Origin of the sequence: Lapillicoccus sp. (genome assembly GCF_025353065.1) — a bacterium.
Taxonomy (GTDB): Bacteria; Actinomycetota; Actinomycetes; order Actinomycetales; family Dermatophilaceae; genus Lapillicoccus.
Genome location: NZ_JANXRJ010000319.1, coordinates 1 through 21,427, shown reverse-complemented (window position 1 = coordinate 21,427; position 21,427 = coordinate 1). Strand labels below are relative to the sequence as shown.

Annotated in this window: 17 protein-coding genes; 15 read left to right on the top strand and 2 right to left on the bottom strand. The window is 71.5% G+C overall.

Translation table 11 applies throughout. The features are described 5' to 3' along the window. Positions 1-48: 48 nt before the first annotated feature. Positions 49-744 (bottom strand): MBL fold metallo-hydrolase, encoded by a 696-nt coding sequence (locus Q0R63_RS23135; RefSeq protein ID WP_295702505.1) that lies wholly within the window; start codon positions 742-744, stop codon positions 49-51. A 207-nt stretch (positions 745-951) separates the two neighbouring features. Between Q0R63_RS23135 and Q0R63_RS23130 the strand changes: the two genes are divergently transcribed. Genes Q0R63_RS23130 through Q0R63_RS23120 form a run of 3 tightly spaced genes read left to right on the top strand, consistent with a single transcriptional unit; the run spans position 952 to position 6,098 of the window. Beyond that, a complete protein-coding gene (locus tag Q0R63_RS23130; protein ID WP_295702596.1) occupies positions 952-2,292 on the top strand; it encodes an MFS transporter in 1,341 nt (446 codons plus the stop codon). Positions 2,293-2,343: 51 nt separating this feature from the next. Continuing rightward, the gene (locus Q0R63_RS23125; RefSeq protein ID WP_295702503.1) at positions 2,344-4,293 is read left to right on the top strand and encodes an ABC transporter ATP-binding protein; all 1,950 of its coding nucleotides are present in this window, start codon (positions 2,344-2,346) and stop codon (positions 4,291-4,293) included. Continuing rightward, the gene (locus Q0R63_RS23120; RefSeq protein ID WP_295702501.1) at positions 4,290-6,098 is read left to right on the top strand and encodes an ABC transporter ATP-binding protein; all 1,809 of its coding nucleotides are present in this window, start codon (positions 4,290-4,292) and stop codon (positions 6,096-6,098) included. Before Q0R63_RS23125 ends, Q0R63_RS23120 begins: the two co-directional genes overlap by 4 nt. Before the next feature lie 105 nt (positions 6,099-6,203). On the opposite strand, the gene Q0R63_RS23115 is transcribed toward Q0R63_RS23120, so the two are convergent. Further along, positions 6,204-6,956, bottom strand: coding sequence for a DUF402 domain-containing protein (locus Q0R63_RS23115; protein ID WP_295702499.1), 753 nt, complete (start codon positions 6,954-6,956; stop codon positions 6,204-6,206). A gap of 204 nt (positions 6,957-7,160) precedes the next feature. Here Q0R63_RS23115 and hisI point away from each other — a divergent pair, with 204 nt between their 5' ends. The 12 genes from hisI to Q0R63_RS23055 all read left to right on the top strand — a co-directional run. Beyond that, on the top strand, positions 7,161-7,562 hold the full coding sequence (gene hisI / locus Q0R63_RS23110) for a phosphoribosyl-AMP cyclohydrolase (RefSeq protein ID WP_295702497.1): 402 nt from the start codon (positions 7,161-7,163) through the stop codon (positions 7,560-7,562). Next, entirely contained in the window at positions 7,555-9,141 is a 1,587-nt protein-coding gene (locus Q0R63_RS23105; RefSeq protein ID WP_295702495.1) for an anthranilate synthase component I, read from the top strand. Before hisI ends, Q0R63_RS23105 begins: the two co-directional genes overlap by 8 nt. Further along, complete coding sequence (locus Q0R63_RS23100; RefSeq protein WP_295702493.1) at positions 9,138-9,917, top strand: Trp biosynthesis-associated membrane protein; 780 nt, start codon at positions 9,138-9,140, stop codon at positions 9,915-9,917. Before Q0R63_RS23105 ends, Q0R63_RS23100 begins: the two co-directional genes overlap by 4 nt. A gap of 16 nt (positions 9,918-9,933) precedes the next feature. Continuing rightward, positions 9,934-10,275 (top strand): HGxxPAAW family protein, encoded by a 342-nt coding sequence (locus tag Q0R63_RS23095; protein ID WP_295702492.1) that lies wholly within the window; start codon positions 9,934-9,936, stop codon positions 10,273-10,275. 181 nt (positions 10,276-10,456) lie between these two features. Further along, positions 10,457-11,173 (top strand): RDD family protein, encoded by a 717-nt coding sequence (locus tag Q0R63_RS23090; protein ID WP_295702490.1) that lies wholly within the window; start codon positions 10,457-10,459, stop codon positions 11,171-11,173. Between the two features lie 22 nt (positions 11,174-11,195). Beyond that, positions 11,196-11,651 carry a DUF2752 domain-containing protein gene (locus Q0R63_RS23085; RefSeq protein WP_295702488.1) on the top strand — a complete coding sequence of 152 codons (456 nt, stop codon included), beginning with the start codon at positions 11,196-11,198 and terminating at the stop codon, positions 11,649-11,651. A gap of 74 nt (positions 11,652-11,725) precedes the next feature. Then, the gene (gene trpC, locus Q0R63_RS23080; RefSeq protein ID WP_295702594.1) at positions 11,726-12,589 is read left to right on the top strand and encodes an indole-3-glycerol phosphate synthase TrpC; all 864 of its coding nucleotides are present in this window, start codon (positions 11,726-11,728) and stop codon (positions 12,587-12,589) included. Then, positions 12,586-13,848: a tryptophan synthase subunit beta gene (gene trpB, locus Q0R63_RS23075; protein ID WP_295702486.1), complete on the top strand. Its 1,263-nt coding sequence runs from the start codon at positions 12,586-12,588 to the stop codon at positions 13,846-13,848. Before trpC ends, trpB begins: the two co-directional genes overlap by 4 nt. Continuing rightward, positions 13,845-14,696 (top strand): tryptophan synthase subunit alpha, encoded by an 852-nt coding sequence (gene trpA / locus Q0R63_RS23070; RefSeq protein ID WP_295702484.1) that lies wholly within the window; start codon positions 13,845-13,847, stop codon positions 14,694-14,696. The genes trpB and trpA overlap by 4 nt, the downstream gene beginning before the upstream one ends. After that, a complete protein-coding gene (gene lgt / locus Q0R63_RS23065) occupies positions 14,693-15,697 on the top strand; it encodes a prolipoprotein diacylglyceryl transferase (RefSeq protein WP_295702482.1) in 1,005 nt (334 codons plus the stop codon). The genes trpA and lgt overlap by 4 nt, the downstream gene beginning before the upstream one ends. 138 nt (positions 15,698-15,835) lie before the next feature. Continuing rightward, the gene (gene gltB / locus Q0R63_RS23060; protein ID WP_295702480.1) at positions 15,836-20,392 is read left to right on the top strand and encodes a glutamate synthase large subunit; all 4,557 of its coding nucleotides are present in this window, start codon (positions 15,836-15,838) and stop codon (positions 20,390-20,392) included. After that, positions 20,385-21,427: glutamate synthase subunit beta (locus Q0R63_RS23055; RefSeq protein WP_295702478.1), on the top strand; the 1,043-nt coding region annotated here is incomplete at its 3' end. The genes gltB and Q0R63_RS23055, both read left to right, overlap by 8 nt.

The window sequence follows — 21,427 nt, the reverse complement described above, 5'->3', positions numbered from 1 at the left end:
CTCGGGATCACGCTTCGGCTCGGGATCACGCTTCGGCTCGGGATCACGTCAGGGCACCCAGATCGAGTGGTCGTGGGCGAACACCACTCTGCGCGGGTCGAACTCGGCGATCCGGTCGAGCCAGCCGGGCGTGGTCGGGAGCGGCGGGGCAGCTCCCTCCCGGGCCGCCCGACGGGACAGGACGTCGGCGGACCAGGCGGACGCCGTGTCGTGGCTCTGTCCGGCGACGACCACGGTGCCGTCCCGCTGCTCGACGACGAGGGACTGGTGCCCGTCGGTGTGGCCGGGCGTCGGCACGAGGTGCAGGCCGGGCAGGATCTGCGCCTCGCCGTCGAGGACGACGTGGTCGTCGTCCTCGACGAGCCGCGGCAGCGTGTAGTCGACGGTCGTGCGGGCCGCCTCGAGCTCGACGCGCTGGACGAAGACGGGCCTCCCAGCGAGGAGCGGGTTGCCGCCGCAGTGGTCGAAGTGGAGGTGGCAGTTGCTGACGTGGGTCACCTCGTCGAGGCGTATGCCGTGTGCTGCCAACGCTTCTCGCAGCGGCTGCCGCTGCGGGCGGTAGTGCGCGTCGACCTCGGGGTCCGATCCCATGCCGGTGTCGAAGAGCAGGAGACCGCCGTCAGCGCGGTCGAGGCGCACGACATACGCGAGGCAGGGTTCGACGCGCGGGGACCCGGTGCCGGTCTCCTCTGCCGGGCGCACGAACCACCCGAGGTCGATGCGCAGCACCTCGTGGTCGGACATGGCCCCGAGCCTAGGACGCCCCGTCCCTTTATCGGGTGACCCGATAAAGGGACGCTTCGCGTGGGAACCGTCCTCGAGCGAAGCGTCCCCTTCTCCAGGGGAGCCAGCAGGAGCCACCAGGAGCCGCGTCGAAGACCGAAGATCACACAGATATGGCGGGATCTTTGCGTATGTTGTCTTTTCGGCCACTCGCCGAAGCGCGAGGTGATGCACACACTCGTCGTCGTGGCCCTCATCGACCCTGACCTCACTCCGGCGGACGCCCTCGACGCCCCGTCGGCCCGGCACTCGCCCCGCATCCACCCGGCGTGGTGGGTCGCCGCGGTCGCCTTCCTCACGGCGATCGGCGCCGCAGGCTTTCGCTCGACACCCGGCGTGCTCATCGAGCCGCTGCACGACGAGTTCGGTTGGCCGCTGGGCCTGATCGGCACCGCGGTGTCGGTCAACCTCGTCCTCTTCGGGCTGACGGCGCCCTTCTCCGCGGCCCTGATGGAGCGCCTCGGCGTGCGCCGGGTCGTCGCGGCCGCCCTCGTCCTCGTCTCGCTCGGCTCGCTGCTGCCGATCTGGATGACGTCCTCCTGGCAGCTGATCCTCTCGTGGGGCGTCCTCGTCGGGCTCGGCACCGGCACGATGTCGATGTCGCTCGTCGCGACCGTCACCGGACGCTGGTTCGTCAAGCGCCGCGGGCTCGTGACCGGGGTGCTGACCGCCGCGGGCGCGACGGGCCAGCTCGTCTTCCTGCCGGGGCTCGCCTGGCTCGCGCAGAACCACGGCTGGCGCTCGGCCGCGATCGCCACCGCGGCGGTCTCGGTCGCGGTCGTCCCGGTCGTGCTCTGGCGGTTCCACAGCCATCCGAGCGATCTCGGCGTCGCGGCATACGGGGCTCCGGAGGGGACCCCCGTCACCCCGCCGCCCCCGCCGGCCGGCAACCCCGCCCTCGTCGCGATCCGGACGCTGCGCGAGGCCTCGCGGCACGGCGTCTTCTGGCTGCTCGTCGGGAGCTTCGCCGTCTGCGGGATGTCGACCAACGGCCTCGTCGGCACCCACTTCATCCCGGCCGCCCACGACCACGGGATGCCGATGACCACGGCGGCGGGCCTGCTCGCGCTCGTCGGGGTCTTCGACATCGTCGGCACGATCTTCTCGGGCTGGCTCACCGACCGGGTCGACGCGCGGTTCCTGCTCGCGGTCTACTACACGCTCCGGGGAGCCTCCCTCTTCCTCCTGCCCTCGCTGTTCAGCGACCGGATGCACGTCAACATGCTGGCGTTCGTCCTGTTCTACGGCCTCGACTGGGTCGCCACCATCCCCCCGACGATGGCGCTCTGCCGGATCGCGTTCGGCGAGCGGGCGCCGGTCGTCTTCGGCTGGGTCTTCGCCTCGCACCAGATCGGGGCCGCGATCGCCGCCGCCGGAGCGGGGATGATCCGCGACCAGCTCGGCACCTACGACCTGGCCTGGTATGCCGCGGGCGCCCTCTGCGTCGTCGCCGCCTCGCTCTGCGCCTCGATCCGCAGACGGCCGGTCGAGGCTGTCGGTGCAACGTGAGAAACTGGTTGTTGCCCACCCAGACCAGCGCACTGCCGGGAGTTTCCTCCGTTGTCGACCCTCGTCCCCCATCCCTCGGCAGCGACCCTCAGGCGGGGCTTCGGCGTCATCGGCCAAGGCATCCGTGAACAACCTCGGTGGTTCACCGTCTCTGTCATCGGCAGCACGATCTACGGGATCATGACCGGTGGCACGGCCTACGTCATCGGCAAGGTGACCAACGAGACCGTGGCGCCCGCCATCGCCGCCCGCTCCGTCACCTCGGGGCAGCTGTGGCACGCCGCGCTCCTGCTCGCCGCGGTCGTGGTGCTCAACGTCATCGGCATCGTGGTTCGCCGGGTCGCGGCCGGCGTCGCGGTCTTCAACCTCGGCGCGATCTTCCGCCGCCGGGTCACCCGGCAATATCTGCAGCTCCCGCTCAGCTGGCACCACCGCCACCCCTCCGGCCAGCTGCTGTCCAACGCCAACGCGGACGTCGAGGCGACCTGGAACGTGTTCAACCCCCTCCCCATGGCCATCGGCGTCGTCGTGATGCTCGTCTTCGCCGCCGTGCAGATGTTCCTCGTCGACGTCTTCCTCGCCGTCATCGGGCTGACCGTCTTCCCGGCGCTCTTCCTCGTCAACATCGCCTTCCAGCGCGTCATGTCGCCCAAGGTCACCCGCGCGCAGCAGCTGCGTGCCGAGGTCTCCGAGGTCGCCCACGAGAGCTTCGAGGCCGCGCTGATCGTCAAGAGCCTCGGCCGGGAGGACCAGGAGGCCGAGCGGTTCCGCGCCGTGACCCACGAGCTGCGGGACGCCAACATCGAGGTCGGCCGCACCCGCGGAGTCTTCGACCCCGCCATCGAGGCCATCCCGACGCTCGGGACGCTCGCCGTCCTCGCCGTCGGGGTGTGGCGGGTGTCCACCGGACACCTCACGGCGGGCGAGGTCGTCCAGATCGCCTACCTCTTCTCCATCCTCGCCTTCCCCGTGCGCGCCCTCGGCTGGGTCCTCGCCGAGATGCCCCGGGCGGTCGTCGGCTGGGACCGCGTCGACGCCGTCCTGCGGGCCACCGGCTCGATGGAGCACGGCTCGGCCGCCCTGCCGCGTGCCGGCGCGAGCGAGCTGCGGGCCGACGACGTCAGCTACTCCTACGAGGTCGCCGACTCCGGTGAGGGCGACGGCCTGCCCGGTCGGCACCGGGCCGTCTCCGCCGTCACCCTCGACGTCCCGGCGGGCGGCACCACCGCGCTCGTCGGTCCCACCGGTTCGGGCAAGTCGACCCTCACCAACCTGATGATGCGGCTCGTCGACCCCGACACCGGGGCGGTCCTCGTCGACGACGTCGACCTCCGCTCGGTCCGGCGGGGCGGGATCTCCGAGGTCGCCGCACTCGTGGCCCAGCAGACTTTCATGTTTGACGACACCGTGCGCGGCAACATCGCCCTCGGCGCCGAACGCACCGACGAGGAGGTCTGGCAGGCGCTGCGGGTCGCCCAGGGCGACGGCTTCGTGGCCCACCTCGCCTCGGGGATCCACACGCGGGTGGGGGAGCGGGGCGCCAGCCTGTCCGGTGGCCAGCGGCAGCGAATCGCGTTGGCGCGCGCCGTCATCCGCGAGCCTCAGCTCCTGATCCTCGACGACGCGACCTCCGCCGTCGACCCCAGCGTCGAGCAGGCCATCCTCGGTGCGCTGCGCGAGTCGGCTGCGGGGACAACCGTGCTCGTCGTCGCCTACCGGATGGCGACGATCGCGCTCGCCGACGACATCATCTACCTCGAGGAGGGGCGGGTCGTCGACCATGGCACCCACGCCGAGCTGCTCGGACGATGCGTGGGCTATCAGCGTCTCGTCACGGCATACGCCAGGGAAGCGGCCGAGCGCGCGGCGGTGGCCGCCGACGAGGAGCCGCCCAGGCCCGCCGAGCCCACCGACCCCCGAGAGCTGCGGCTGCGCGAGGAGGAGCGGGCCGAGGCCGCGCTCACCCGGGCCGACGACGAGAACGTCGCGGTGGAGTCATGAGCCTGCGCAGCACCCCCGTCACCGACCACTCCGGGATCGAGGCCGGCCAGAACCTCGGCACCTGGCAGACCCTCAAGCGCGGGGTGCAGCTCTCTCCGGAGCTGCGCAAGGGGATCTGGGTGACCGTCGCCCTGGCGATGCTCTCGACCCTCGGCCGCGTCCTCATCCCGTTCGTCGTCCAGCGCACCACCGACGAGGGGATCCTCGCCACGGGAGGCCCCGACCTCGCCGTCGTCCTTCGCTACGTCCTGCTCGCGCTCGTCGGCGTCGCGATCACCGCCTTCAGCTCCTACTTGGTCAACATCCGGCTCTTCACCGCCTCCGAGAACGGCTTGTCCTCGTTGCGGATCCGGGCCTTCCGGCACATCCACGACCTGTCGATGCTCACCCAGAACACCGAGCGCCGCGGCTCCCTCGTCTCGCGGGTGACCTCCGACGTCGACACGATCTCGATGTTCGTCCAGTTCGGTGGGCTGATGCTCATGATCAACATCGCCCAGCTGACCCTGGCGACCGTCCTGATGATCATCTACAGCCCGCTGCTCGCCCTGGTCGTATGGGTCTGCTACATCCCGCTGTTCGTCGTCATCCGCCAGTTCCAGGGCATCGTCGGCCGCGCCTACACCACGGTGCGCGAGCGGGTCGGCGACATGCTCGGCGGGATCTCCGAAGCCGTCGTCGGCGCCGCGACGATCCGGGCCTACGGCGTCGAGGACCGCACGGCGGCCCGCATCGACGAGGCCATCGACCAGCACCGCCGCGCGGCGATCGGGGCCCAGGCGCGAGCCGTGGTCGCCTTCACCTCCGGCCAGCTGGTCTCTGGCTTGACCACGGCGGTCGTCATCGTCGTCGGGACCCTGCTGGCGGTCCGCGGCGACCTGACCCTCGGCGAGCTGCTCGCCTTCCTCTTCCTCGTCAACCTCTTCACCACCCCCGTCCAGCAGGCCACCGAGATCCTCAACGAGATGCAGAACGCCGTCGCCGGATGGCGCCGCGTCATCGGGATCATCGACACGCACGCCGACGTCGCCGACCCGGGGGACGACGGCGTGGACCTCCCGCGGGGGCCGATCACCGTCGACTTCGACGACGTGAGGTATGCCTATCCCGGCGGCGACCGGGTCCTGCACGACGTGTCGCTGCGGATCGAGCCGCGCAGCCGGGTCGCCATCGTCGGCGAGACGGGGTCCGGCAAGTCCACCTTCGCGAAGCTGCTCACCCGCCTGATGGACCCCTCCGACGGGGTCGTCCGCCTCGACGGGACCGACCTGCGCGAGATCCGGTTCCGCTCACTGCGCTCACGGGTCGTCCTCGTGCCTCAGGAGGGGTTCCTCTTCGACGACTCGCTGCTGGCCAACATCACCTTCGGTGCCCCCGACGCGACGCCCGACGAGGTCCTGCTCACGCTGACCGAGCTCGGGCTCGACGGATGGCTCTCGACCCTGCCCAACGGGCTGGCCACCGACGTGGGCCAGCGCGGCGAGTCGATGTCGGCCGGGGAGCGGCAGCTCGTCGCCCTCGCCCGCGCCTACCTCGCCGACCCCGACCTGCTCGTCCTCGACGAGGCCACCTCGGCCGTCGACCCCAGCACCGAGGTCCGCATCCAGCGCGCCCTCGACAGCCTCACCCGCGGCCGCACCTCGATCGCCATCGCCCACCGGCTCTCCACAGCCCAAGCCGCCGACGAGGTCATCGTCGTCGACAAGGGCCGGATCGTCGAGCGCGGCCACCACACCGAGCTCGTCGGCCGCGGCGGCGTCTACTCCGGCCTCCACGCCAGCTGGGTCTCTCAGCAGCGCGGCTGATGACCCGGCCCGCCACCCCCCTCTCGTTCCGAACACACGTTGTGTGAAGTTCCAGGGCGGATCCGCGGCCAGGGCTTGACAAAACAGGTGTTCGGAACGAAGACGTCAGTAGCGCGACTCCTCGGGCCGGATCGTCCGCGGGTATGCCGCGGGGCCCGGTGCCGGGGGGGCGTCGAGCTCGGGCGGGAGGCCGGGAATGCTCCACCCGGGGTCGGGCAGCCATGACTGCCAGTGCTGCTCGTCGACGCCGAAGGGAAAGCCGCGACTCTCGGTGACCTCGACGACCGCGTCGCCGTCGGCGCGGATCAAGGCGGCCTCGGTCGTGGTGTACCGACCCTGCTCGACGGCGGCCACCACCTCGTGCTCGTCCTTGAGCCGCCAGCCGAGGTCCGGGGCCACGAGGACGTCGAGGACGTGGTCGGCGCTGACGGTGTGCTGCCCGGAACGACGGTGGGGGGTCTCGAGGTTGACGTACCAGCCGTCGAAGTCGGTGCCGTCCCAGAACAGCCACACCGACCACGGGCGCCCGGTCGGGGCGATCCGCAGGGTGCCGCGGCCCTTCCAGAGCATCCGGCCCTGGATCCGCGGCGTGGTGAACATCTCGCCGAGCGGGCGCTCCCGCACGTGCCCGCCGCTCGGGAGGGTCGGCGCGAGGATCGGCGTCCCGCCCGCCAGCCAAGCCACGAGCGCCCGGTCGTCGTCGGCGACGACGCGCATCGGATGGACGGTCTCGGGGTCGCCCGGCCGCCAGGTCCGGCGGCGGTAGTGCCACCACACGACCCCGCCCGGCTCCCAGTAGGGCGCCGTCCCCGCCGGACGCAGGTCGGCCTCCCACGGCAGCAGTGGTCGGTCGCTCACGAGGCGCCACGCTACAGACCCACAACGTCCGCATCGACGGCATACCGGTGTCGCGTCGGCGCGGACGTCCTGGTTGGGGCCCCCGCAACGTCCGCGCCGACGGCACACCGGTGTCGCGTCGGCGCGGACGCAAGCGCGTGGGGGGGTATACCGCCGCCGTGAGGAGGCGACGCGGCATACCGGAGAGTTCGGCAGAATGGGCGGGTGCCCGCTCCCACTCCGCCCACCCCGCTCGACCCGCAGGTGGCGGCGCTTCTCCGGCGTGACGCCGCAGGACTCGTCGCCGCCGTCGTCCAGCAGCACGACACCGGCGACGTGCTCATGGTCGGGTGGATGAACGACGAGGCCCTCGCCCGCACCCTCACGACGGGGCGCGTGACGTTCTGGTCCCGCAGCCGGGGGGAGCTGTGGCGCAAGGGCGACACCTCGGGGCATGCACAGTTCGTCCGGTCGGTGGCGGTCGACTGCGACGGGGACGCGCTGCTGGTGCGGGTCGACCAGGTGGGCGCCGCGTGCCACACCGGAGACCACAGCTGCTTCGACGCGCGCCCGCTCGACGCCGTGGTCCTGCCCGCCGACCAGCGGGCGGTGACCGTCGATGGCTGACGCCACGGTCACGGCCGGCCCCGGCCCCGGCGCCGCGCCGGCCCCCGACGTCACCGCCGAGCTCGCCTGGGGACAGACCTGGCCCAGCCTGCAGGTCTTCAGCGAGCTGGCCCGCAGCCGTCGGGTGATCCCCCTCGTCCGGCGGCTGCTCGCCGACGGCGAGACCCCGATCGGGGTCTACCGCAAGCTCGCCCAGGACGCTCCCGGCACCTTCCTCCTCGAGTCCGCCGAGCACGGCGGGGTGTGGTCGCGCTACTCCATCATCGGTGCGCGCAGCCGGGCGACCCTGACGGAGAAGGACGGCGAGGCCTGGTGGATCGGTGAGCCACCGGTCGGGGTGCCGACCTCGGGCGACCCCACCGTGGCGCTGCGCGACACCATCAGCGCCCTGGCCACGAGCCGGATCGCCGGACTCCCGCCGCTGACCGGGGGCCTGGTCGGCGCCATCACCTACGACGCCGTGCGGCGCTGGGAGAAGGTCCCCGACACCGGGGTCGACGAGCTCGGGCTGCCCGAGATCGCGATGGTGCTCGCCACCGACCTCGCCATCCTCGACCACACCGACGGCTCGCTGCTGCTCGTCGCCAACGTCATCAACTACGACGACACCGACGAGCGGATGGAGTGGGCCTGGGCCGACGGCATCGACCGGCTCGACCGGATGACGGCGGAGCTGGCCGCGCCCGCCGACAGCACCGTGGCGGTGATCGAGTCGGTCGACCTCGGGCTGCACAGCAGCCACACCCAGGAGCAGTTCTACGACCTGGTGGAACGCAGCAAGGAGGAGATCCGGGCGGGGGAGGCCTTCCAGATCGTTGTCTCGCAACGCTTCTCGCTGCCCTGCGACGCCGACTCGCTCGACGTCTACCGCGCGCTGCGGGCCTCCAACCCCAGCCCCTACATGTACCTCTTCCGGCTGCCCCACCCCGACGGCAGCACCTACGACATCGTCGGCTCGAGCCCCGAGGCGCTGGTCAAGGTCACCGGTCGACGGGCGATCACTCACCCCATCGCCGGGTCGCGGCCGCGGGGCAAGACCCCCGAGGAGGACGTGCGCCTCGGCGAGGAGCTGGCCGCCGACACGAAGGAACGGGCCGAGCACGTGATGCTCGTCGACCTCTCGCGCAACGACCTCCAGCGCGTATGCCGCCCCGGCACCGTCGACACGGTGGAGTTCATGTCCGTCCGGCACTACTCCCACATCATGCATCTCGAGTCCACGGTGGTCGGCGACCTCCGTCCCGGCAGCACCGCCTACGACGTCCTCGTCGCGACCTTCCCGGCGGGCACCCTGTCCGGGGCGCCGAAGCCGCGCGCCATGGCCCTGATCGACGAGATGGAGGGGTCGCGGCGTGGGGTCTACGGGGGAGTGGTGGGCTACTTCGACTTCGCCGGAGACCTCGACATGGCGATCGCGATCCGGACGGCCCTGATCAAGGACGGCCGCGCCTACGTCCAGGCGGGCGCCGGCATCGTCGCCGACTCGGTGCCGAAGCTGGAGTACGAGGAGACCCAGCACAAGGCCGCTGCCGTGGTCCGCGCCGTGCGCGCCGCCACGGGCCTGCGGGCGCCGAGGTGACCCCCACTCAGGTCGACGACGACGTCGACGCCGTCCGGCCCTTCGCGGGCCTGACGAAGCGGCGCACGTTCCTCGTGCTCGTGGTCCCCTCGCTCGTCCTCCTCCTCGCGGCCACCAGGACGTGGGTCACCGGCCGGTCCGCCGACCCCGTCCTCGGCGGCGCGACCATCGAGGTCGCCGGCTCCCAGGCCGCCCCGGGCGTCGTCGCCCTGGCCGCGGTCGCCCTCGCCGGGACCGTCGCCCTGCTCACCGCCGGTCCCCGGCTGCGCCGTGTCTCCGCCGTCTTCATCATCCTGGCCGCGGCCGGCGCGACGGTCCTCACGCTGCTCGTGGTTCTCGACCCCTCGGGTGCGCTGGGCACCGCCGCCGCGGAGCGGGTGGGCCAGACCGGTCGGGTCGGCACGGTCGCGTCGCTGACCTTCTGGGTCTGGCCGGGGCTCCTCGCGGGGGCGCTGGTCACGGTGCTGGGGATCCTGGTGGTGCCGGCCTCGGGACGGTGGGAGGGGCTCTCGAGCCGGTTCGACCGCCCCGACGCCGGCTCTGCCGATGCCCGCGGTGCCCGGCGATCCGCCTGGGACGAGCTCAGCGAGGGCGAGGACCCCACGCTGGGAGCGGACGCCGACGACGCCGACGACACCGACGACACCGACGACACCGACACCGCCGACACCGCCGACACCGCCGACACCGCCGACACCGCCGACACCGCCGACACCCCCGACGCGGGCAGCCGGCCGGCCGGCCCCGATCCGGACAGGGCCGAGCCACCGCCGTGATGACGTCCGGACCGCAATGGCAGAATCTGGTCGGCGGCTCGACGAGCAGCAGCACCCCCGAGAGGACGGCATACCGATGAACGAGCACCTCGACACCGAAGGTCGCAGCATCGCTGCGTGGACCGGCGTGTTCACGATCATGGGTGGGTCGCTCGTGATGGCCGTCGCGGTCGTCATCCCGTCGGTCGTCCTGTTCATCGTCGGCGTCCTGATCTGCGTCGCCGGAGTGGTGGCCGGCAAGGTCCTCTCGATGGCCGGCTACGGCGCCAAGGCAGCCACCCACGCGTCGGCCCGCGGTGACAACGGCCGCGCGGCGCCGCTCCCCGGCAAGAGTCGCCACAACAGCGGAACCTCCTGATTTGACCACTTTCGCGCGGTAGTGCGGGATACTGGTCCGACCGCGCGGGACGACGATTCCTTCCCACGGGAACCGTTGTCCTCGCCGCGTAGTCTGAACGGTGCGTCGACGCGGGACAGGGACTAATGTCCAACCCTGTCGCGCCCAGGGGGCGCACCGTCCATCAGAGAGGCTCGACACCATGTCCTACGGAAACACGCCACCTCCCGGGGGCCCGGCCGATTCCCCGCAGGAACCCCAGAGCCCGGGCTACGGGACACCGCCGCCGCCGTCCTACGGCGCGACACCGCCGCCGCCCTCCTACGGGCCGCCGTCGTCCTACGGTGCCCCGCTGCCGCCCGCGAACCCCTACGGCTCCGCCCCGGCCGCTCCCTACGGAAGCCCTCCGCAGTACGGCGCCACCCCGCAGTACGGCGCCGGCCCGGCCTACGGTCAGCCCTACGCCCAGTCCTACGCCCAGGACGGCGTTGGATCCCTCGCCACGTGGCTCACGCGCTTTCTCGGATACCTCATCGACAGCGCCGTGCTCATCCCCGGCTACATCCTCCTGGCGATAGGCATACCCCGCACCGATGCGGCCACCGGCCAGCTGGGAACGATCGGGGTGACCTACCTCATCGGGGCGATCTACGTGCTGGCTGTGGTCATCTACAACCGCTGGTACCGCGGCGGCAAGACCGGCCAGACGATCGGCCGCGGGGTGGTCGGCGTCAAGCTGATCAGCGAGAAGACCGGCCAGCCGATCGGGCCGGGGATGGCGTTCGTCCGCGACATCGCGCACGTCGCCGACAACGTCATCTTCTACATCGGCTGGCTCTTCCCGCTCTGGGACCCCAAGCGGCAGACCCTCGCCGACAAGATCGTCGGCACCGTCGTCGTGACCGTCGCCAAGTCCTGACCCGGGCGCCGGCAAGCACCGCGTGACTGACGCATCACTCATCGCAGGGCCGTCGGCCGGGAGCATCTCCCGGCCGCGGGCCCTCGCTGTAGTCGGGGGCAGCGCGGCCCTGCTCGGGGCTGCCCTGGTCCGGCTCCACGCCACCCACGGCATCGACGTCGCCCCGGTGCCGCTCTGCCCCTTCCACGCCGTCACGGGCCTGTGGTGCCCCTTCTGCGGCAGCCTGCGCGCCGTCGCCGACCTCACCCACCTCGACGTCCCGTCAGCGTTGTCGTCCAACCTTCCCGTCGTCCTCCTAGTGCTGCCGGCGATCGCGATCACGTGGGGCCTGGGGGTCCGGGCCTCGGTGACCGGCCGTCCCACACCGCGGATCGGTATCTCCAACCGCACCTGGGTCCTGCTGGGGATCCTCTTCCTCGCCTTCGCCGTGTGGCGCAACCTGCCCCAGGTCCCGCTCGGCGTGTGGCTCGCCCCCTGAGCCCAGCCGGTGCCGAGATGGACCGGTGTCTCGCAGACCCCCTCCCTCGCCGTAACCTTGGGCTTGTGTCCAGCCTGCCCACCGTCCTCGACGAGATCATCGTCGGCGTGCGCCTCGACCTCGCAGAGCGTCAGTCCCGGACGCCTCGCGCAGAGCTCGACCGCCTGCTCACGACGGTCGCCCCCGCCCTCGACGCAACGGCGGCCCTGCGAGCGGCCCCGGGGCTCGCCGTGATCGCCGAGGTCAAGCGCTCGAGCCCGAGCAAGGGCGTCCTCGCGACCATCGCCGACCCCGCCGACCTCGCCGCCCGGTATGCCGCTGGCGGCGCCGCTGCCATCAGCGTCCTCACCGAGCAGCGCCGCTTCCACGGCAGCCTCGACGACCTCGCCGTGGTGCGCGCCGCCGTGCGAACCCCGTTGCTGCGCAAGGACTTCATGGTCACCAGCTACCAGGTCGACGAGGCCCGGGCCTGGGGCGCCGACCTGATCCTGCTCATCGTCGCGGCCCTCGACCAGACCGCCCTCGTCGCGATGCGCGAGCAGGCCGAGGCGCTCGGCATGACCGCCCTCGTCGAGGTCCACGACGAGGAGGAGACGCGCCGCGCCGTCGACAGCGGGGCCAGTGTCATCGGGGTCAACGCGCGCAACCTCAAGACCCTCGAGATCGACCGCTCGACCTTCGCGCGACTGCGGCCGCTCGTCCCCGACTCCGTGGTGACCATCGCCGAGTCGGGGGTCCGTGACCTCGCCGACGTCGAGGAGTATGCCGCCGCCGGGGCCCGCGGGGTCCTCGTCGGCGAGGCCCTGGTCACCGGCGGCGACCCGCGCGACGCGGTCGCCCGCTTCGCCCGCGTCCCTGTGCTCCATGGCCCACCGGCGCCCCTCAGCACCACCGACGACAGAGCCCTCACCACCGACGACAGAGAGCGTGTGCGATGACGACGCCCGGACGTTTCGGGGACTTCGGCGGACGCTACGTCCCCGAGGCCCTCATCCCCGCCCTCGAGCAGCTCGACGAGGTCCGTCGCAAGGCGATGATCGACCCGGAGTTCGTCGGGGAGCTCGAGCGGCTGCACCGCACCTACACCGGCCGCCCGAGCATCCTCACCGAGGTGCCGCGGTTCGCCGAGCACGCCGGGGGAGCGCGGGTGATCCTCAAGCGCGAGGACCTCAACCACACCGGTTCGCACAAGATCAACAACGTCCTCGGACAGGCCCTCCTCACCAAGCGAATGGGCAAGAAGCGGATCATCGCCGAGACCGGCGCCGGCCAGCACGGCGTCGCCGCCGCCACCGCCGCTGCCCTCCTCGGTCTCGACTGCGTCGTCTACATGGGCAAGGTCGACACCGAGCGGCAGGCCCTCAACGTCGCCCGGATGCGGCTGCTCGGCGCCGAGGTCGTGGCCGTGGAGAACGGCAGCCAGACCCTCAAGGACGCCGTCAACGAGGCGCTGCGCGACTGGGTCGCCAACGTCGACGACACCCACTACGTGCTCGGCACGGTCACCGGTCCGCACCCCTTCCCGGAGATGGTCCGCGACTTCCACCGGGTCATCGGGATCGAGGCGCGGGCCCAGGTGCTCGACCTCGTCGGCCGACTCCCCGACGTCGTGCTCGCCTGTGTCGGTGGGGGATCCAACGCGATGGGCATCTTCCACCGCTTCCTCGACGACACCGGCGTGCGACTCGTCGGGCTCGAGGCCGGGGGCGCCGGGGTCACGACGGGCCGGCACGCGGCCCGGTTCTCCGCCGGCGAGCGGGGCGTGCTCCACGGGGCCTTCACCTACGTCATGCAGGACGTCGACGGCCAGACTGTCGAGTCCCACTCCGTCTCGGCCGGTCTCGACTACCCCAGCGTCGGCCCCGAGCACTCCTACCTGCTCGACATCGGCCGCGCGGAATACCGCCCGATCACCGACGTGGACGCGATGGAGGCATTCCGGCTGCTCTGCCGCACCGAGGGCATCATCCCGGCGATCGAGTCGGCGCACGCCCTCGCAGGGGCGATCGACGTCGGCCGCGAGCTCGGCCCCGAGGCCGTCCTGCTCGTCAACCTCTCCGGCCGCGGCGACAAGGACGTGCACACCGCCGCGCAGTGGTTCGGGCTCCTGGACGACGCCGCCCTCCAGAGCGCCGGCGCCATCGCGAGCGCCGACGCGACCGGCGTCAGCTCCCTCACCGACGGGGTCCAGGTATGACCCGCGTCGGTGACGTCCTGGCCCGGTGCCGCGCCGAGGGTCGCGCGGCCCTCATCGGCTACCTCCCCGTCGGCTACCCCGACGTCCCCGGATCGATCGAGGCGATGACCGCGATGGTCGAGGCCGGCGTCGACATCGTCGAGGTCGGGGTCCCCTACAGCGACCCGCTGATGGACGGGCCGGTCATCCAGTACGCCGTGGAGACGGCTCTCGCCGGCGGCACCAGGGTCGACGACGTGTTCACGGCCACGGCGGCCGTCCGCGACGCCGGGGCCCCCGCCCTCGTGATGACCTACTGGAACCTCGTCATGCGCCGCGGGGTGGAGACCTTCGCGAGCGACCTCGCCGCCGGCGGCGGCTCGGGCCTGATCACCCCCGACCTCATCCCCGACGAGGCGGGCGACTGGATCGCGTCGTCGGAGTCCCACGGCCTCGACCGCGTCTTCCTCGTCGCCCCGAGCTCGACGTCGGAGCGCCTCACCAGGGCCACGTCGGCCTGCCGCGGGTTCGTGTATGCCGCGTCGACGATGGGCGTCACCGGCACCCGCACCAGCGTGGGCAGCGCCGCGGAGGGGCTGGTCGCGCGCACCCGTGCGGTCACCGACGTCCCGGTCTGCGTCGGCCTCGGGGTCTCCAACGGCGAGCAGGCGGCCGACGTCGCGCGGTTCGCCGACGGGGTCATCGTCGGGTCCGCCCTCGTCCGGTGCCTGACCGAGGCACCCACCCGGGCGGACGGCATACGGGCGCTCACCGACCTCACCCGCGAGCTCGCCGAGGGTGTCCGTGCCCGCCGCTCGACGCCCGGCGGTGCCCCCGGCGGGGCCTCCGGAATGGTGGCCTCGGCATGATCACCGCCCTCTCCCTGGAGATCCCCAGCCCCACCTCGGGGGTCTGGCACCTCGGCATCTTCCCCGTGCGCGGCTACGCGATGTGCATCCTCGCCGGGATCGTCGTCTGCCTGTGGATCACCCAGCGGCGGCTGCTGGACCGTGGCGGGAAGGCGGGGCAGACCCTCGACATCTCCGCGTGGGCCGTGCCCTTCGGCATCCTCGGCGGCCGCATCTATCACCTGATCACCTCGCCGCAGGCCTACTTCGGCGAGGGTGGCCACCCGATCGACGCGTTCAAGATCTGGAACGGCGGTCTCGGCATCTGGGGCGCGATCGCGCTCGGCGCGGTCGGCGCAGCCATCGGCTGCCACCGTCAGGGCGTCTCGCTGCGGCACTTCATCGACGCGGCGGCGCCGGGCATCCTCGTCGCCCAGGCGATGGGCCGGTGGGGCAACTACTTCAACAACGAGATCTACGGCGGTCCGACGACGCTCCCCTGGGGCCTGAAGATCTACCAGTGGGACCAGGCCGACGGGCACGCCGTCCTCGACGCGAGCGGTCACCCGATCGTGCTCGGCATCTTCCAGCCGACCTTCCTCTACGAGTCGATCTTCTGCCTGCTGCTCGCGATCGTGCTGCTGCTGCTCGACCGTCGCCTCAGGTTCGCCCCGGGCCAGGTGTTCGCGCTCTATGTCGCGGGCTACCCGCTCGGTAGGGTGGTGCTGGAGTTCATGCGCACGGACGACGCCAACCACATCCTTGGGTTGCGGGTCAACGTGTGGGTGTCGCTCCTGGTGTTCCTGCTCGGCGTGGCCCTCTACATCGGATTCGGTCGGCGATCCCGACCGCTGTCGACCTCGGGAGAGAGCGGGGAGATCTCCGACACATCCGGGTCTGATGCCCAGCCGGACGAGCTGGGCCAGAATGGTGTCCATGACTCCCTCAGCCCTCGTGACGACGATGCCGACGGGGACGGAGACCACCCGTCACCGTCGCGGGCATCTCACATCGCGGAATGAGTTGTCCCAGATCCTAGGACGCCGGATCCTTCCGGCTATCCTGCCCCAGCACCGGCCATCGCCGTCCAGGTGCGCTTCCAGGTGATCAAGGTGTGCCACGACACACCGACAGCTGACCACGAAGGACGGTGAGACCGCGTGTCCCCCCAGCGCCCCTTGTTCTCCGCCCGGCCGAGCGACATCGGCCTCTACCGCGGTGCCCACGAGCACGATGCCTGCGGGGTCGCGATGGTCGCGACGATGCGGGGTCGCGCCGGCCACGACATCGTCGACCACGCGCTCACCGCCCTGCGCAACCTCGACCACCGCGGCGCCACCGGCTCCGACCCGCTGGTCGGTGACGGCGCAGGCATCCTCACGCAGATCCCCGACGGCTTCCTGCGCCAGGCCGTCGACTTCGCCCTCCCGGTCGTCGGCTCGTATGCCGTGGGCCTGGCCTTCCTGCCCCGCGACCCCGCCGAGCGCGCCACCAGCGTCGCGGCCATCGAGCGGATCGCCGCAGAGGAGGGCCTCAAGGTCCTCGGCTGGCGCGACGTGCCCGTGTCCGCCGACCTCGTCGGCGAGGTCGCGCGGGCCTGCATGCCGCACTTCACCCAGCTCTTCGTCAGCTCCTCCGTCGGCCGGCAGTCCGGCGTCGGGCTCGACCGGTTCGCCTTCTGCCTGCGCAAGCGCGCCGAGCGCGAGACCGACGTCTACTTCGCGTCGCTGTCGTCGCGCACGATCGTCTACAAGGGCATGCTCACGACCGGCCAGCTCGAGCCGTTCTTCCCCGACCTGTCCGACCGGCTCTACGAGACCGAGCTCGCGCTGGTCCACTCCCGCTTCTCGACCAACACCTTCCCGTCGTGGCCGCTCGCGCACCCCTACCGCTTCATCGCGCACAACGGCGAGATCAACACCGTCAAGGGCAACCGCAACTGGATGAGCGCCCGCGAGAGCCTGCTCACCTCCGACATCATCCCCGGCGACCTCGACCGCCTCTTCCCGATCTGCACCCCGGAAGCCTCCGACTCGGCGAGCTTCGACGAGGTCCTCGAGCTGCTCCACCTCGGCGGTCGGTCGCTGCCCCACGCGGTGCTCATGATGATCCCGGAGGCCTGGGAGAACAACGCCGACATGGATCGCGCCCGTCGGGCCTTCTACGAATTCCACTCGACCTTCATGGAGTCCTGGGACGGCCCGGCCTGCGTCACCTTCACCGACGGCACGCTCATCGGCGCGGTCCTCGACCGCAACGGCCTGCGCCCCGGCCGGTATGCCGTGACCGACGACGGGCTCGTCGTCCTCGCCTCGGAGTCGGGTGTCCTCGACCTCGACCCGAAGACCGTCGTCAAGCGCGGCCGCCTCCAGCCGGGACGGATGTTCCTCGTCGACACCGAGCACGGCCGGATCATCGGCGACGAGGAGATCAAGAGCGGTCTGGCGTCGCGCCACCCCTACGACGAGTGGCTGCACGCCGGCATGATCAGCCTCGACGACCTGCCCGAGCGCGAGCACATCGTCCACACCGCCTCGTCCGTCGCCCGCCGCCAGCAGACCTTCGGCTACACCCAGGAGGAGCTGCGCATCCTGCTGTCGCCGATGGCGAAGTCCGGCGGCGAGGCGCTCGGGTCGATGGGCACCGACAGCCCGATCGCCGTGCTCTCCAGCCGACCGCGACTCATCTTCGACTACTTCACCCAGCTCTTCGCCCAGGTCACCAACCCGCCGCTCGATGCGATCCGGGAGGAGCTGGTGACCTCGCTCGGCGCCACCATCGGTCCCGAGGGCAACGCGCTCTCGGTGTCGCCGGCGCACGCCCGACAGGTGCTGCTGCCCTTCCCGGTGATCGACAACGACCAGCTGGCCAAGATCGTCCACATCAACGCCGACGGCGACCTGCCGGGCTACGCCACCCACGTCGTGCACGGCCTCTACGACGTCACCGGTGGCGCGGCAGCGATGACCGCCAAGCTCGAGGAGATCTTCGCCGAGGTGTCGGCGGCGATCCGCCGTGGCGCGCGCTTCGTCGTGCTGTCCGACCGCGATTCCGGCCGTGACCTCGCGCCGATCCCGTCGCTCGTGCTCACCTCGGCGGTCCACCACCACCTCATCCGCGAGAAGACCCGCACCCAGGTCGGCCTCGTCGTAGAGGCGGGTGACGTCCGCGAGGTGCACCACGTGGCGCTGCTCGTCGGCTACGGCGCCGCGGCCGTCAACCCCTACCTCGCGATGGAGAGCGTCGAGGACCTCGTGCGGTCCGGCACGCTGACCGGTGTCACCGCCGACAAGGCCGTGGCCAACCTCATCAAGGCGCTCGGCAAGGGCGTCCTCAAGGTGATGTCGAAGATGGGCATCTCGACTGTGGCGTCCTACCGCGGCGCTCAGGTCTTCGAGGCGATCGGGCTGTCCCAGGAGCTCGTCGACCGGTACTTCACCGGGACCGTCAGCCAGCTCGGCGGGATCGGCCTCGACGTCGTCGCCGGGGAGGTCGCGGCCCGGCACGCCGTCGCCTACCCCCCGGAGGGAATCCACCAGGCCCACCGCTCGCTGTGGGTCGGCGGCGAGTACCAGTGGCGCCGCGAAGGCGAGCCCCACCTCTTCGACCCCGACACCGTCTTCCGGCTGCAGCACTCGACCCGGGCGCGGCGCTACGACATCTTCAAGCAGTACACCGAGCGCGTAGACGGGCAGTCCGAGCGGTTGATGACCCTGCGGGGGCTCTTCGAGTTCGCCGGCCCCGAGGCGTCCGGGCGGGAGCCGGTCCCCCTCGACGAGGTCGAGCCGATCAGCGAGATCGTCAAGCGGTTCTCCACGGGCGCGATGAGCTACGGCTCGATCAGCCTCGAGGCGCACCAGAACCTCGCGATCGCGATGAACCAGATCGGCGGCAAGTCCAACACCGGTGAGGGCGGTGAGGACGAGGACCGGCTGCTCGACCCGCTGCGCCGCTCCGCGATCAAGCAGGTCGCCTCCGGCCGGTTCGGGGTCACCAGCCTCTACCTCACCCAGGCCGACGACATCCAGATCAAGATGGCCCAGGGAGCCAAGCCCGGCGAAGGTGGCCAGCTGCCCGGGCCGAAGGTCTACCCCTGGATCGCCAAGACCCGGCACAGCACCCCCGGGGTCGGGCTGATCTCCCCGCCGCCGCACCACGACATCTACTCGATCGAGGACCTCGCCCAGCTGATCCACGACCTCAAGAACGCCAACCCCGGCGCACGGGTCCACGTCAAGCTCGTCTCCGAGATCGGCGTCGGCACCGTCGCGGCCGGCGTCTCCAAGGCGCACGCCGACGTCGTGCTCATCTCCGGCCACGACGGGGGCACCGGCGCGTCCCCGCTGACCTCGCTCAAGCACGCCGGCGCACCGTGGGAGCTCGGCCTCGCCGAGACGCAGCAGACCCTGCGGCTCAACGGGCTGCGCGACCGCATCGTCGTGCAGGCCGACGGCCAGCTCAAGACCGGTCGCGACGTCGTCATCGCCGCGCTGCTCGGCGCCGAGGAGTTCGGTTTCGCGACCGCCCCGCTCGTCGTGTCGGGCTGCATCATGATGCGGGTCTGCCACCTCGACACCTGTCCGGTCGGGGTCGCGACGCAGAACCCCGAGCTGCGGGCCCGGTTCTCGGGCAAGCCCGAGTTCGTCGTCACCTTCTTCGAGTACATCGCCGAGGAGGTCCGCGAGCACCTCGCGTCGCTCGGCTTCCGCTCGATCGCGGAGGCCATCGGCCACGTCGATGCTCTCCGCACCGAGAAGGCGGTCGCGCACTGGAAGGCGTCGGGGCTCGACCTCAGCCCCATCCTCACCCAGGTCGAGGACCCGACCGGCGGCACGGCATACAACTCGGCGGTGCAGGACCACGGCCTCGAGAAGGCGCTCGACCACCAGCTCATCTCGCTCGCGCAGCCCGCGCTGCGTGACGGGGAGCAGGTCCGGGCGGAGGTGGCGGTCCGCAACGTCAACCGCACCGTCGGCACGATGCTCGGGCACGAGATCACCAAGGTCCATCCCCACGGGCTGCCCGACGGCACGATCGAGTTCACCCTCACCGGCTCGGGCGGACAGTCCTTCGGGGCGTTCCTGCCGGCGGGGCTGACCCTCGTCCTGCAGGGCGACTCCAACGACTACGTCGGCAAGGGCCTCTCGGGCGGGCGGATCGTCGTGCGTCCCGAGTCCTCGGCGCCGCTCACCGCAGAGTCCAACGTCATCGCCGGCAACGTCATCGGCTACGGCGCGACCACCGGCGAGATCTTCCTGCGCGGTCAGGTCGGCGAGCGGTTCTGCGTCCGCAACTCGGGCGCGACGGCCGTCGTCGAGGGGGTCGGCGACCACGGGTGCGAGTACATGACCGGTGGCGTCGTCGCGATCCTCGGACCGACCGGGCGCAACTTCGCCGCCGGGATGTCGGGGGGCGTGGCCTACGTGCTCGACCTGCGGCCCGACCACGTCAACGTCGATCTCGTCGACCTGCTGCCCCTGCGGGAGCAGGACGGCGACGTGCTGCGGACGATGCTCGAGAAGCACCGCAGCTGGACCGAGTCCGCGGTCGCGGACCGGCTCCTGCAGGACTGGGACGAGGCGAAGCAGCGCTTCACCCTCGTCCTGCCCCGCGACTACCAGCGTGTCCTCGACGTGCGCGCCGAGGCCGAGGTCGAGGGCCTCGACCTCGACGGCGCAGAGGTCTGGGACCGGATCATGGAGGCATCCCGTGGCTGATCCCCAAGGCTTTCTCAAGGTCCGCGAGCGGGAGCTGCCGACGCGCCGCCCCGTCCCGGTCCGCATCAGGGACTGGAAGGAGGTCTACCAGGAGCAGGAGCTCGGCCAGCTCCAGCGACAGGCCGGCCGCTGCATGGACTGCGGAATCCCGTTCTGCCACAACGGTTGTCCGCTCGGCAACCTGATCCCCGAGTGGAACGACCTGGCGTGGAAGGGCGACTGGCGCGAGGCCATCGAGCGGCTGCACGCGACCAACAACTTCCCGGAGTTCACCGGTCGGCTGTGCCCGGCCCCGTGCGAGACGGCCTGCGTGCTCGGCATCAACCAGCCGGCCGTGACGATCAAGCAGGTCGAGCTCACGACGATCGAGCAGGCCTTCGAGGCCGGGTCGGTCACGCCGCAACCGCCCGAGCGGCTGTCCGGCAAGACCGTCGCGGTCGTCGGCTCGGGCCCCGCGGGTCTCGCGGCGGCCCAGCAGCTGACCCGTGCGGGTCACACCGTCGCGGTCTACGAACGCGCCGACAAGCCGGGCGGCCTGCTGCGCTACGGGATCCCCGAGTTCAAGATGGAGAAGGCCGTCCTCGACCGTCGCCTCGCGCAGATGGAGGCCGAGGGCACCCGCTTCCGGGCCGGCGTCGCGGTGGGTGAGGAGATCACCGGCTCCCAGCTCCGGGCGCGCTACGACGCAGTCGTGCTCGCCATCGGGTCGACCGTCCCGCGTGACCTGCCGGTCCCCGGGCGCGAGCTGCACGGCATACACCAGGCGATGGACTACCTCCCGCCGTCCAACCGCGTCGCCCTCGGCGAGCAGGTCGAGGGGCAGATCCTCGCCACCGGCAAGGACGTCATCATCATCGGTGGTGGCGACACCGGCGCCGACTGCCTCGGCACGGCGACCCGCCAGGCCGCCCGGTCGGTGACCCAGCTGGAGATCATGCCGCGGCCCGACGAGGAGCGGTCCGGCGCCCAGCCGTGGCCGACCTACCCCATGACCTATCGCGTCGCCAGCGCCCACGAGGAGAACGGCGACCGCGT